Genomic DNA, 13356 nt, shown 5'->3' with positions numbered 1-13356 from the left:
GGGAGTCCTATCTGTACGTGAGCAGGTCGGCGCCGAGGTGGACGTGCTCGTTGTAGCTCACCACGGTCAGCCCGCCGCGACCGGACACGACCTTGGTGATCGCGGTGTTGATCGTCACCGGGTTCAGCTTCGCCCACAGCCCGTCGCCGCCGGACAGCAGCCGGCTGACCACGGCCGCGATCGGCCCGCCGGACGTGAAGACGAGCGCCGTCTCGCCCTTCCCGAGCCGCGCGGCGGTCCGTCGTACCGCCGCCTCGGACCGTTCGCAGAACGCGGGGAACGTCTCGGTGTACCCGTCGCCGCCGTCCATCCACCGCTGGGTCGCGGCGCCGAACATCTCCTGGAACGCCCGCCGCGGGTTGCCGGTCCGGGCCAGGTCGGCCACCATCACCGCGTGCCGCCGGTACGCCGGTTTGTGCGCGACGATCACCTCCTGGTGATCGAACTCGTCGAAGCCCGGATCCACCTCCGCCGTGAAGCCCGCCAGCGACGCGGTCTGCTGGTGCCGGCGCATCGAGCCGGACACCACGAGCTCCGGCTTCACCTCGGCGAAGGTCCGGCCGAGCCGCGCGGCCTGTTGCTCACCGAGCGCCGACAGCTTGTCGTAGTCGCGGGCACCGAACGACGCCTGCGCGTGCCGGATCAGATAGATGGCCGGCACTCACGCCTGCCGGATGATCTTGCGGCAGCGCCGCTCGAGCAGGTTGACCGGCAGCCAGAAGTTCTTGAACCGCGGGTTCCGCGTCTGCTTGTGGTGATAGCGGTAGTAGATCTGCTGCGCTATCACTGCTAGCCGGAACAACCCGAACACCTCGTAGAACGCCCAGTTGTCCACCGTCAGCCCCGACTGCTTCGCGTAGTACTCGACGATCTCGGCCCGGGTGAGCATGCCGGGCGCGTCGGACGGCTGCAGCCTGAACCGGCGGAACGTCCAGTCGTCGTTGGCCTGCACCCAGTACGCGAGCGCGCCGCCGAGATCCATCAGCGGATCGCCCAGCGTGGCCAGCTCCCAGTCCAGTACGCCGACCACGCGCAGCGGATCGTCCGGCGCCAGCACGACGTTGTCGAGCCGGAAGTCGTTGTGGATCACGCACGTGCGTACGTCGGCCGGCTGATGAGCGGCCAGCCAGGCCATCACCCGCTCGTAGCTCGGCACGTTCCATGTCTTCGCCTTGCGGTACCGCTCGGACCAGCCGTTGACCTGGCGTTCGACGTACCCAGCACCGCGACCGAGATCGTCGAGACCCGCGGACACCGGATCGACGGCGTGCAGCTCGGCGAGCGTGTCGATCAGCGTGAACCCCAGCTGGCGGGTCTGCGCCGGGGTGAGGTCGACCCCCAGCGCGTGATGCCCCGGGATGGTGCCGACGACCCGCTCCATCACGTAGAACTCGGATCCGATCACCGAGTCCTCATTGCAGTAGGCAACCATCTCCGGCACGTACCGGAAGACCGGCTTCAGGCCCTGCTGGATCCGGAACTCGCGGCCCATGTCGTGCGCGCTCTTCGCCTTCGTCCCCGCCGGCGGGCGGCGCAGGATCAGGTCGTGCCCCGGGTAGCTCAGCAGATAGGTCAGGTTCGACGCGCCGCCGGAGAACTGCTTCACCTCCGGCAGCCCGGCCGGTACCTCGGTCTGCCGCCGCAGCCAGGCATCGACCGCGGGTACGTCGAACGCGTCCTCGTCCCGCACCGGTCGAGCGCCGTCCGGCACTCCCGTCACCGCCCGTCCGGCGGGCGGGTCTCGGCCGCGGCCGCACGTTCGTCGGCCCGCGCGGCGATCCGGCGCATCTGGCGGTCGTACAGCGGGCGGGCGAACCGCTTCGTCAGCCAGGCGAGCTGCGCCGGACGGTCCGGGACGATCAGGAAGCGCTGTTTCTTGATCCCTTCGAGGACCGCGACGGCGATGTCGTCCGCGGACCGCGGCGACTTCTCGATCAGCTGCCGCGCGGTCGCGCCCATCGCGCTGTCCGCGCCGCGGATCGAGTCCGCGAGGTTGGTCCGGAAGAACGACGGGCAGACCACCGACACGTTCACGCCGTACGGATGGAGCTCGTGCGACAGTGTCTCGGAGAGCGCGACGACGCCGGCCTTGACGGTGTTGTACGAGCTCATCATCGGCGGATGGACGAGTCCGGCGGCCGACGCGGTGTTGACGATGTGACCGGCGCGCTGCCGTTTGAACAGCGGTACGAACGCGCGGCAGCCGCGGACCACACCCATCAGGTTGATGTCGACGACCCGGTCCCACTCGGCGAGCGTCTCGACGTCGATCCGCCCGCCGGTCGCGATACCGGCGTTGTTCACCAGGATGTCCAGACCGCCCCAGTTCTCCTCGCACCAGGCGACCGCGGCGTCCCAGTCCTCGGGGCTGCGGACGTCCAGCTTCAGGTACGGCGTACTGCCCGGTGCGTCCGGCGCCACATCGGTGCCGAGCACCTGGTGGCCGTCAGCAACGAACCGGGCGACCAGGGCAGCGCCCAGCCCGCTGGCGGCACCGGTGACCAGAACCCGACTCACTTGCCCTCCTGAGCTGCGGCAAGGTACGACGCGAGCTCGATCCTCGCGATCACCCCACGATGCACCTCGTCGGGCCCGTCGGCCAGTCGCAACGCGCGGGCACTCGTCCACGCGGCCGCGAGCGGGAAGTCCTCGGACAGGCCCCCGCCGCCGTGCAACTGGATCGCCATGTCGATGACGTCCTGCGCCATCCGCGGCACGGCGACCTTGATCTGGCTGACCTCGCTCAACGCCCCGACCAGCCCCTGCGTGTCCAGCAGGTACGCCGTCTGCAGCACGAGCAGCCGTGCCTGGTTGATCGCGATCCGGGCGTCCGCGATCCGCTCCCGGTTGCCGCCGAGGTTGACCAGCGGCTTGCCGAACGCGGTCCGGCTGGTGCCGCGCTGCAGTGCGAGCTCGAGCGCCTTCTCGGCCAGGCCGACCAGACGCATGCAGTGATGCACACGGCCCGGACCGAGGCGGCCCTGCGCGATCTCGAACGCCCTGCCCGGTCCGACCAGGATGTTCGCGGCCGGCACCCGGACCTCGGTGAAGGACACCTCGCCGTGGCCGTGCGGCTCGTCGTACCTGCTCATCGCGGGGAGTAGACGCTCGACCTTCACGCCCGGGGTGTCGCGCGGGACGAGGACCATGGTGTGGCGCTCGTACCGATGGGCGTCCGGGTCGGTGAGGCCCATGAAGATCAGCAGTTCGCAGTCCGGGTGGCCGACGCCGGTGCTCCACCACTTGCGGCCGTTCAGCACGACCTCGTCACCGTCGAGGACCGCGGTGGCCCGCATGTTGGTGGCGTCGGAGGACGCGACGTCCGGCTCGGTCATGCAGAACGCGGAGCGGATCGAGCCGTCCAGGAGAGGTTCCAGCCAGCGCTTCTTCTGGTCGGCGTTGCCGTAGCGGAGCAGGACCTCCATGTTGCCGGTGTCCGGAGCGTTGCAGTTGAAGATGTACGGCGCGACGAACGACCGGCCGGTCAGCTCCGCGATCGGGGCGTAGTCGAGGTTGCTGAGACCTTCGCCGTACTGCTCGTTGCCTGGTTCCGCGGGCGGGAGGAACAGGTTCCACAGACCTGCGTCACGGGCTTTCACCTGCAGGTCCTTCATCAGCGGCTGCGGCTGCCACGGGTCACCGGCGGTGCGGATCGCGTGGTGCAGCTCCGCCTCGACCGGCTCGATCTCACTCCGCAGGAAGGCTTCCACGCGGGTGATCAGTTCCTGAGCCCTGGCCGAAGGTTCGAAACCCATCAAGACTCCTCTCCCTCGCCTTGACCGTAGCGGGCCTCTAAGCAATGCTCAATAGCATGGATCACCGGCTGTCAGCGGAAGACCGCAAGAAGCAACTGGTCAAGATCGGCCTGATGATGCTTCGCGACCAACCGATCCATGAGCTGTCCATCGACGCGATCGCCGCCGAGGCCGGGATCTCCCGCGGGCTGCTGTTCCACTACTTCCCGAGCAAGCGCGACTACTACCTCGCGGTCATCTCCGCGGCCGGCCGCCGCCTGCTCCGGGTCACGAAGCCCGCCGACACGCTGCCTCCCGAGGACCAGCTGCGCGAGATGCTCGTCCAGTTCGTCGCGTTCATCACCAGGCGCCGCACGGCGTACATCTCGTTCGTCCGCGGCGCCGCCGGCGGCGACGACTTCGCCGTCAAGGTGTACGACGAGACGCGCGCCGGCCTCACCAAGCGCGTCCTCACCTACCTGGGCACGCCCGACGTGGCCGACGAGCCCGCGTCCGCCGACTACCTCCGCATCCACGCCTGGCTGTCGTACGCCGAGGACCTGGCGATCGAGTGGTCCGGCCTGCCCGAGCAGGATCGCCCCTACTCGGCCGACCACCTCGTCGACCACTCGATCGAGGCCCTCCAGATGCTGCGTAAGTTGTAGTGAGTTGCAGATTTACCGTCAGCCGTTGGCGAGGGTGAAGCGCTCCACACCACAGGCCGAGGTGGCCGGGTTGTTGTTGGCGTCGCCGCTGTAGGTGACCTGCCAACGCCAGGTCCCGAGCGTGCTCGCGACGAACGACGTGTTGGACGTGCTGTACGTCCCGTTGCCGTTGACGGTCACCGTCTGCGTGTACGCGCTGGCGCCGGCGCAGGTCGCGTCAGCAGGAGCGAACAACTTGAACGTGATCGTGCCTGTCGGAGCCAGGGCGCCGCTGATCGTGGCGTCGTCGTTCGGGATCAGGTTCGGAGCGGTGCTGATCGCCGGGTTCTTCTTCGTGACAACGAGGTGCTCACTGGTGCACACGCTCATCGCTGCGTTGTTGTTGGCGTCACCGCTGTACGCGGCCTGCCAGTAGAAGTCGCCCGCGGTGTTGAACGTGATCGCGTTCGAGTCCGGTACGACACCGTTCGTCACGTTCACCGTGCCGGCACTCTGCGCACCGGTCGAGCAGGCGCTGTCGGTGTAGACCGTGTAGGTCACAGTCCCGCCGGCGTTCGCCGTGGCGTTGCTCAACGTCGCCGAGTCGTGCACGCTACCGCCGACCTCGATGGTCTCGGCCGACAAGGTGGTGGCGATCGACGGCGACTTCTTGTTCACGACCAGGTGCTCACTGGTGCAGACACTCGTAGCCGGGTCGTTGTTCGCGTCCCCGCTGTAAGCAGCCTGCCAGTAGAAGTCCCCTGTCGAGTTGAAGGTGACCGCGTTCGAGTCAGGAACGACACCGTTCGTCACCGTCTTGGTCCCCGCGTCCGCGAAGCTCGTGGAGCAGGTCGAGTCGGAGTACACGGTGTAGGTCACCGTCCCACCGGCATTCGCACTGGCACCCGTCAGCGTCGCCGAGTCATGCACGGATCCACCGACCACGACGGTTTCCGCCGACAACGTGGTCGTGATCGCCGGATGGTTGTTGATGTGGTTGGTGTAGGTGCAGTCAACGATTCCTTCAGGTGCCATCGTGATGCTCACGGCCGCACCACTTGTCGAGTAACTGGTCCCTGTTCCCGTGGCTGTGCAAACCAAGCTCTTCAACGTCCAGCCGGCCGGAAGTGTCGACTCGGTGACGGAATAACTACCCGCCTGCACCTGCGTTGTGTCGCTGTAGGTCCGGGACTGCCCGTTCGACAACGAGAACGTCGCAGGGCTGAGACCACCAGTGGTGGTGTAACCGAAGCTGGCGTCGCCGTTCTCGGTGACCTTGCGGATGATGATCTTGCCGCAGTTCGCGATGTTCACCGGTTGCGGTGCGACGAAGTCCTTGACCTCGGCCGGGAACGACGCCGACGAGCGGCTCTTCAGGAACGCGCTGCCGAACGCGGTGCATTGACCAGCCGGGAAGATACCGGCGTCGGTCATGTTGATGGCTGCCTCGCCGAACTCGAGACCGGCGAGAGTCCCACCCGCGATCGGCTCCGAGATGGTGCCGGCGTTGACCGCACCTTCGGCGAAACCGGCGGCGCTGAGATCGACCCGCTGGCCCCAGCACGGCAAGGAGTTCGCCGAGAAGCACTGGCTGGCCGCGCCTGTGGTGGTCCACTTGAGCAGGCCGAGCACGGGGGTGCCGCCACCGTTGGTGAAATCGAAGGTGATCAGCAGGTCGCCGGGACTCCGGTTGAGCGTCTTCTGGCCGGTCGTGGTCAGGTTCGGCTGCGCGAGCTTGTTGATCTCGAAGTCCATGTTGGCCGAACCGAGCACGTTCGACCGCTCCCACGCCAGGTACAAGTAGACCTTGCCGTTGGCCGCAGTCTCGCTGGCGACGTAGAAGCGGGTCAGGTCGCTCTTCTGCGGCGGAATCGAGCCGGTGACCACGGAGACGTTCGGGTCGTCTTCCTTCGTGCCTTGACCGAAGGAGTTGTCGCTCGAACCGCTGGCCAGATCGTCACCGCGTACACGGTTCGGCGCGTTGGTCCAGTCCTTGTTGCCGGTCGTGTTGACGACCATGTTGCCGTCGTTGCCCTCGAAGGTGCTGCCGGGCAAGTTGGCGTTGGCGTTCGGTACCAGGGCGGCCATCAGCAGCGTGATGCCGGTGGCGAAGATCAGGGGACGCCGGAAACGCCGGAGCGTTCGCGGCTTTGCATGTGATGTCACTGTGCTGTTGCCCTTCCGAGTGGAGCACGTAGCAGTACTGCGGTCGTGTCCGGAACGGTGGAGCAGGCAGGTCGAGCAGGCGACGTGGTCGGCGTCGGCCCACCTCGAGCGGTTGGGGGCTTACGCAGGATGCCCTACCCATCGAGACGCGGCTTCGTCCCGCGCGATGCAGGACGTCAGCGAGCGCATCCCCCCGGCCTGGGCGAGCCGGGATCGCGCGAACTACTTCGGAACCAGGGCGGAGCACGCCCCACCGGCCGGACCTCGTCCGGCACACATCGACGGCCCATGGCTTCCCCCAGCCTGGAACGCCACCGACCTCGGGTCCCCACCCCCGGCAACGCTCCGTATCCTCCAGCGTCACCACGTAAGCGCCACCCCAGCACCACGATCACGAGGCGTTTTGAAGCTACACCCGCCCCCCACCCTCATCAAGACATCAAACCGATGCCCACAGCAAGAATCAGGTCCGAGAGACGCACCCGGATTCGCTCCGCCAGCACACAACACCCCAAGGTCACCAACTACGCGGCGCCCCTCAGGTACGTGGGCGTGCGGTGCCCGTCACGTACGTGGGCGGTGCGGCGCGCCCTGGGGCGGGGGGACGGCACGTCACGCCGCGGGTACGTAGGCGGCACGTCACGCCTCGGGTAGATGGGCGGCGCGTGACGATCAGCCCGTTGTCGAAGGCGTGCGACAGCCCGCAACGCCCAGCGCCGGCCGGAACGCTTGCGCCGGGCGTCGGCCGCGGGTGCTCCGAAGCGGGTCCGAGATGCTCGGCTACGACGGCGGCGCGTCGTGACAAGCCCCGTTGTCGAAGGCGGGCGGCAGCCCGCAAATCCCGGCGGAAGCCGGAACCCCGGCGGTAGCCGGAAACAGATGCGCCGGCGGTAGCCGGAGGGTGGGTGGGAGCGCGCGTAGCCGACCCGTAGGAGGAGCGGAGCGACGACGTGGGTCGGCGTAGCGCGCGTGGGGCAGATTCTTACGGGAGGAGTTCGGGCTTGAGGTCGGGTGTGGGCATGTCGGGGTCGAAGGGGAAGAGGGGGCGGAGTACGCCGTGGTGGCCCAGGCGGAGGAGGTCTTGGTCTACGCCGCCGGGGGTGAGGGCCAGGAGCCAGTCGGCGGCGAGGGTGTAGAGCTCCGGTTCGAGGTAGCCGATCTTGACGATGACCAGGTCGGTGGTGGCGGGGTCGAGCCCCAGCAGGGTGAAGTCGGCGATGTGGTGGTACGGCTTGCGGCGGGTGGTGAGGATCGAGTGCAGGCCGCCGGCCTTCACAACCGCGACCGTGCCGCCGACGGGATCCTCGGAGATCGAGAACACGGTGCCGGACAGCGCGACCGGGCCGGCGGGACCGGAGTCGACCTTGCCGCCGGCGGTGACCTCGACCTGGTTGCCGACGCCGGCCGCGACGCAGGCGGCGACCGCCTCGGCGTCGGCGATGCTGGCGTGGATCGCGGTGGCCTTGCCGGAGGTCAGCTCCTCGATCGTGAGCAGCTCGCCGAGGGTCCAGGACGTGTCACCGGCACCACCCGCCGTCGGATTGTCGCCGGAGTCGCTGATCAGGAACGGCCGCGCGCCGGACGCGAGCCCGGCCGCGACGCACTCGTGCAGCGTCCCGGTCGGCGCCACGAACTCGAACCCGTCCCGAGCATCCCAGTACGCCCGCGCCAACTCCGCGGCGCGCTCGGTGATCAGCGCATCGTCGTCGCCGGTCACGACCACCGCGGCCCGGCACCGCGGCTCGTCGGCCCACGCGTACCCGACCCAGACAGCGGCATCCAGGACGCCGGCCTCGTCCGCGATCTCGCCGACGCGGTGATAGATCGACTTCGCCGGCTCGAGCCGCGTCGACGTCTTCTCACCGGGCAGCAGCACCGGCACCTGGACCCACGCCTTCCCGGGCTTCCCCTGCCCGGACCGGACCCGCTCGACCAGGTTCCGCAGCGCGCGTTCGCGGCTCTCCATCGCGTCCTCGTGCGGCGCCATCCGGTAGCAGGTGATCAGATCGACCGCGGTCCCGAGCTCGCGGGACACGTTCCCGTGCAGGTCCATCGACGCGGACACGAGGACGTCGGGGCCGAGCACGGACCGGATCCGCGTGGCCAGGTCGGCCTCCGCGTCCTGCCGCCCGACGACGCTCATCGCGCCGTGGATGTCGAAGAAGAACCCGTCCAGCTCGCCGGCGCCCTCGAGGCGGGTGATGATCTCGGCCGACAGCTCGTCGTACACCTCCGGCAGAACAGCACCGCCGGGCAGGGAACGCGCGTGCAGCAGCGGCACCCACTCGATCCCCTGCGCCCAGTCCTTGGCCAGGAAGTCGTACCGCTCCAGGATGCGGTCGCCGCGGCGGACGTCGAAGTCGGCCAGGCCGGCCCGGTGGGGCGAGAACGTGCTGGACTCGATGGCGATCCCGGCAATGCCAATCCGAAGGTTCATGTCTAAAACCTGCCACAACCGAGCCGTTTCGCGCACTGCCTAACTCCACATCTGGACAGGCGATCAGCTCACGGCGGCGGGGCGGTCGAGGCGCGCGGCGAGAGGGTCGTCGCGAGTTCGACGTGCAGCGCCTCCAAGTCGTGGCGGTCGAGCAGACGGATCAGGAGACTGACGGCCATCCGGCCCATCTCCTGCAGCGGCTGGCGGACCGTCGTCAGCTGGGGGGTCGTGGCCCGGCTGAGGTCCAGGTCGTCGAACCCGGCGATCGACACATCGCGAGGAACCGACAGCCCGCGCTCCCGAGCGGCTTCGAGCGCCCCGACGGCGGCCTTGTCGTTGAAGGCGACCAGCGCCGTCGGGCGGGGATCGAGATCGAGCAGTTCGCACGCGGCGCGGTAGCCGTGCCGCGTGGTCGGCTGGTCGTGGCGGATGAGCGACGGGTCGGGCAGGATGCCGGCGTCGGCGAGAGCCGCGGAGTGGCCGCTGAGCCGCGCGTCCGCGGCAAGCCACTCGCGCGGACCGGCGATGACCCCGATCCGGGTGTGCCCGAGCCCGGTCAGGTACGCCGTGAGTTGCCGGGCGCCGGAGTGGTGGGCGGCGGACACGGACGGGATGTCGGGCGGAAGTGCCGTCCGCGGGTCCACGACGACGAACGGGAAACGTCGCGCACTCAGCCGGACCAGCTCGTCACTCGGCTCCGGCGGCAGGATCAGGATCGCGCCGCCGAGCGAGCGCTGGCCGGGCAGCCGGCCGAGCACGCGCTCGTGCTGCGCGGCCTCGCCCGCGTTCAGGACGACCTGCCGGCCGTGGCGGTCCAGCGTCTCGGCGATCGACGACACGATCAGCCCGAAGTAGTCGGTGAGCACGTACGGGCAGCGCACGTAGACGGCCCCGTCGACCGGTTTCGCCGTACCACCGCGCGGCGCTGGCGCGCGCAGGCCGAGCTCCTCGATCGCCTGCTCGACGAGCCGCCGGGTTTCGGGCGCGACACTGCCCGCCTGGTTGAGCACCCGGGACACCGTCGCGATCGACACTCCGGTCACGGCCGCGACGTCCCGGACTGTCGCTCTAGCGCGCGGCATTTGTTACATCCCGTTGTTTCACGCTCAGCACTCTAGCCCCACGCTCCCAACCCTTGACAGCCTTCGTCAGCGAGCGTTTTCTGGGGCCGTTTGTTTCATTCCCGAGGAGTGCGATGAGAACACCTGTCTTCGGCGTCGCCCTTGCTCTCGCGGTGGCGTCACTCACCGGGCCCGCCCAGGCCCATCCCCCGACGACCCAGGTCCAGGTCTGGGTCACCACGCCCGACCGCGCCGAACTGTTGCACGAGCGCGCGCCGGTCTCGTTCCGTGCTCAGGCGAGCGATCGGACCACGATCACGGTCGATCCGCGGACGACGTACCAGACCATGGACGGCTTCGGCGCCTCGATCACCGATTCGTCGGCCGCCGTGCTGTACCGGCTCGGTCCGGCCGACCGCGAGAAGACGATGCGCTCGCTGTTCGATCCGCGACAGGGCATCGGCGTCAGCTTCCTGCGGCAGCCCGTCGGCTCGTCCGACTTCACCGCGGCGGCCGAGCACTACACGTACGACGACGTCCCCGCCGGCCAGACCGACTTCGGGCTGCGGCAGTTCAGCATCGCCCACGACGAGCAGCAGGTGCTGCCGCTGCTCCGCCGCGCGAAGCAGCTCAACCCGCAGCTCAAGGTGATGGCCACGCCGTGGAGCCCGCCGGCCTGGATGAAGACCGGCGACTCGCTCGTCGGCGGCCGCCTGAAGGACGACCCGAAGGTGTACGACGCGTACGCGCGCTACCTCGTGAAGTTCGTGCAGGCGTACACGCGGGCCGGCGTACCGGTCGACTTCCTCTCGATCCAGAACGAGCCCCAGAACCGCAAGCCGAGCGCGTACCCGGGCACGGACATGCCGGTCCGCCAGGAAGCAGCAGTGATCACGGCCCTGGGTCCGCTGCTGCAGAAGGTCAGCCCACGGACGAAGATCCTCGGCTACGACCACAACTGGACCACGCACCCCGGTGACATCGCCTCCACCCCGCCCGGTGAGGACCCGGAGACCGACTACCCGTACAAGCTGCTCCAGTCCTCCGCGGCGAAGTGGATCGCGGGGACGGCGTACCACTGCTACTCCGGCGACCCGTCGAAGCAGACGGACCTGCACAAGGCGTTCCCGTCGAAGGGGATCTGGTTCACCGAGTGCTCCGGCTCGCACGGGCCGAACGACACCCCGCCGCAGATCTTCCGCGGCACGCTCACCTGGCACGCGCGCACGCTGATGCTCGGTACGACGCGGAACTGGGCCAGGTCGGTCGTGAACTGGAACATCGCGCTCGACTCGACCGGCGGCCCGCACCTCGGCGGCTGCGACACGTGCACCGGCCTGGTGACGTTGCAGCCGGACGGCTCGATGTCGACGGACGCGGAGTACTACACGATCGGCCACCTGTCGAAGTTCGTGAAGCCGGGTGCGGTGCGGATCGGGAGTACGTCGTACGGGACGACCGGATGGAACGGGCAGCTGATGTCGGCCGCGTTCCGCAACCCGGACGGTACGACAGCGCTGCTGGTCCACAACGAGAACGACGACCCGCGGTCGTTCGCGGTGGCGCTCGGGAACGAGACCTTCGAGTACGAGCTGCCCGGCGGGTCGATCGCGACCTTCACCTGGGGACGGACGGCGGCGGACTCACCGCAGCAACTGATGCCGCAGAGCGCGACGGCGAGCGACAATGCAGCCGACGCCGGTCTGCTGATCGACGCGGACGGATCGACCGTGTGGCAGAGCAAGACGGCGCAGGCACCAGGTCAGTGGGTACAGGTGGATCTGGGGAAGACACAGACGTTCCGGCAGGTCGCGTTGGACAGCGGCGGGAACATCGGCGACTACGCGCACGGCCATTCGGTTGCTGTCAGCAATGACGGGAGCAACTGGCGGACCGTCGCCAGTGGGACGTCGAGCGGTCAGCTGACGACGATCGAGCTGCCGCCGACGCGTGCTCGGTACATCCGGGTCACTCAGAACGGCACTGCCGGCAACTGGTGGAGCCTGGCGGATCTGCGCCTCTACCGCTGAGCTTCGATCCAGCACGCGACCGCGGCCGCCTGCTCGTTGCTCGCAGCAATGACCTGCAGGCCCACGGGAAGGCCGTCAGCCGGGATCGGCAGGCTGACGGCCGCGTGCCGGGTCAGGTTGGCCAGGCGGGTGTTGGTCAGCAGTTGCTTGCGGACCTCGAGGTCTGCCGCGGTGATCGGCGGCGCGGTGGTGAGGACCGTCGGAGTGAGTACGGCGTCGACGTCTGCCAGCACGGCGTTCAGCTCCGCCGTGATCACCGCCGCCTGTTCCTTCGCCCGTTCGTAGTCGGCCGGCTGGACTTGTGCGGCTTCGAGCAGGCGTTGGCGGACGTCGGGTTGGTAGGCGTCGTGGCTGCGGTGCCTGTGATTGGCGACCGCTTCCGGTCCCTGCAGATTCGCAGCTGTGGAGAAACTTGTGGACCAATCCGGCAACTGCACTTCCACGGTGCCGAACCTCTCCACCATGGCCGTCCACGCACTAAGAACCACAGGGCTCAGCTGCAAGTACTCAGAGTTCGTGACAATCCCCAGACGGGGCCGCACGGCTGAGACAGGTCGGGCAGTCGAGCTAAGGGCTGTCAGCGCGTAGATGGCGTCTGCGGCGGTGCCGGTCAAAACGCCGACGTGGTCGAGGGATTGGGAGAGTGGGAAGACACCGTCGGTGGGCAGCGTGTTGTAGGTCGGTTTGAAGCCGACTACTCCACACAACGCGGCCGGGATTCGGACTGAGCCCGCGGTGTCGGTCCCGATGGCCAACGGAACCACCCCGGCCGCGACGGCGGCCGCCGAGCCCGAACTGGAGCCGCCCGTCATGCGGGCCGGGTCGTGCGGGTTGCGGCACGGTCCGACCCGGTTCGACGTGCCCGTGCAGCCGTACGCGAACTCGTGCGTGTGGCTGAGCCCGATCACGATCGCCCCGGCGGCCCGCAGCCGGCGTACGATCTCCGCGTCCTGACGGCCGGCCTCGTCCATGGACGCCGACCCGCAGCGGTACGGCAGACCTTCGACCTCGATGATCTCCTTCACCAGCACAGGTACGCCGGCCAGCGTGCCGGTCCGGTCATGTGCCGCGGCTGCCGCACGCGCACCGTCCCTGTCGAGGTGCACGATCGCGTTCAGGTGCTCGACGGCGGCCGCCCGGGCCAGCGCGTCCTCGACCAGTAGCACCGGGTCCAGTCGACCGTCCCGCACCAGAGCAGCGGTCTCCTCCAACGTCCTCACTGGCCCATCAGACCACGGAGAGGAAACGGAAACAGGAGCGTCATGCCATGTTGCTACCGTCCGA

10 protein-coding genes are annotated in these 13356 nt (G+C 68.6%); 2 read left to right on the top strand and 8 right to left on the bottom strand.

Annotated features, from left to right (window positions below):
* Positions 1-7 precede the first annotated feature (7 nt).
* From ABZW60_RS11400 to ABZW60_RS11385, 4 genes are read right to left on the bottom strand one after another with little or no spacing between them, the layout of a single operon-like run.
* Positions 8-661, bottom strand: a complete 654-nt coding sequence (locus tag ABZW60_RS11400; RefSeq protein ID WP_355475681.1) for a histidine phosphatase family protein — start codon at positions 659-661, stop codon at positions 8-10.
* On the bottom strand, positions 662-1720 hold the full coding sequence (locus tag ABZW60_RS11395) for a phosphotransferase family protein (protein WP_355475680.1): 1059 nt from the start codon (positions 1718-1720) through the stop codon (positions 662-664).
* Entirely contained in the window at positions 1717-2517 is an 801-nt protein-coding gene (locus tag ABZW60_RS11390; protein WP_355475678.1) for an SDR family NAD(P)-dependent oxidoreductase, read from the bottom strand. Before ABZW60_RS11390 ends, ABZW60_RS11395 begins: the two co-directional genes overlap by 4 nt.
* Complete coding sequence (locus ABZW60_RS11385; protein ID WP_355475676.1) at positions 2514-3755, bottom strand: acyl-CoA dehydrogenase family protein; 1242 nt, start codon at positions 3753-3755, stop codon at positions 2514-2516. The genes ABZW60_RS11390 and ABZW60_RS11385 overlap by 4 nt, the downstream gene beginning before the upstream one ends.
* Positions 3756-3811: 56 nt before the next feature.
* Between ABZW60_RS11385 and ABZW60_RS11380 the strand changes: the two genes are divergently transcribed.
* Positions 3812-4399 carry a TetR/AcrR family transcriptional regulator gene (locus tag ABZW60_RS11380; RefSeq protein WP_355475675.1) on the top strand — a complete coding sequence of 196 codons (588 nt, stop codon included), beginning with the start codon at positions 3812-3814 and terminating at the stop codon, positions 4397-4399.
* 18 nt (positions 4400-4417) lie between these two features.
* Here the strand turns inward: ABZW60_RS11380 and ABZW60_RS11375 are convergent, their stop codons facing one another.
* From ABZW60_RS11375 to ABZW60_RS11365, 3 genes are all read right to left on the bottom strand, one after another.
* The gene (locus ABZW60_RS11375; protein ID WP_355475673.1) at positions 4418-6544 is read right to left on the bottom strand and encodes a hypothetical protein; all 2127 of its coding nucleotides are present in this window, start codon (positions 6542-6544) and stop codon (positions 4418-4420) included.
* A 982-nt stretch (positions 6545-7526) separates the two neighbouring features.
* Positions 7527-8981 carry a M81 family metallopeptidase gene (locus ABZW60_RS11370; RefSeq protein ID WP_355475671.1) on the bottom strand — a complete coding sequence of 485 codons (1455 nt, stop codon included), beginning with the start codon at positions 8979-8981 and terminating at the stop codon, positions 7527-7529.
* 68 nt (positions 8982-9049) lie between these two features.
* A complete protein-coding gene (locus ABZW60_RS11365; RefSeq protein WP_355475669.1) occupies positions 9050-10063 on the bottom strand; it encodes a LacI family DNA-binding transcriptional regulator in 1014 nt (337 codons plus the stop codon).
* A 113-nt stretch (positions 10064-10176) separates the two neighbouring features.
* Here ABZW60_RS11365 and ABZW60_RS11360 point away from each other — a divergent pair, with 113 nt between their 5' ends.
* The gene (locus ABZW60_RS11360; protein ID WP_355475667.1) at positions 10177-12072 is read left to right on the top strand and encodes a discoidin domain-containing protein; all 1896 of its coding nucleotides are present in this window, start codon (positions 10177-10179) and stop codon (positions 12070-12072) included.
* Here the strand turns inward: ABZW60_RS11360 and ABZW60_RS11355 are convergent.
* Positions 12063-13292, bottom strand: coding sequence for an amidase (locus tag ABZW60_RS11355; protein WP_355475665.1), 1230 nt, complete (start codon positions 13290-13292; stop codon positions 12063-12065). The genes ABZW60_RS11360 and ABZW60_RS11355 overlap by 10 nt on opposite strands.
* Positions 13293-13356 lie beyond the last annotated feature (64 nt).

The organism is Kribbella sp. NPDC003557 (assembly GCF_040610805.1).
GTDB lineage: Bacteria > Actinomycetota > Actinomycetes > Propionibacteriales > Kribbellaceae > Kribbella.
The sequence above is the reverse complement of the archived record's forward strand: the minus strand, read 5'-3'. Positions and strand labels throughout refer to the sequence as shown.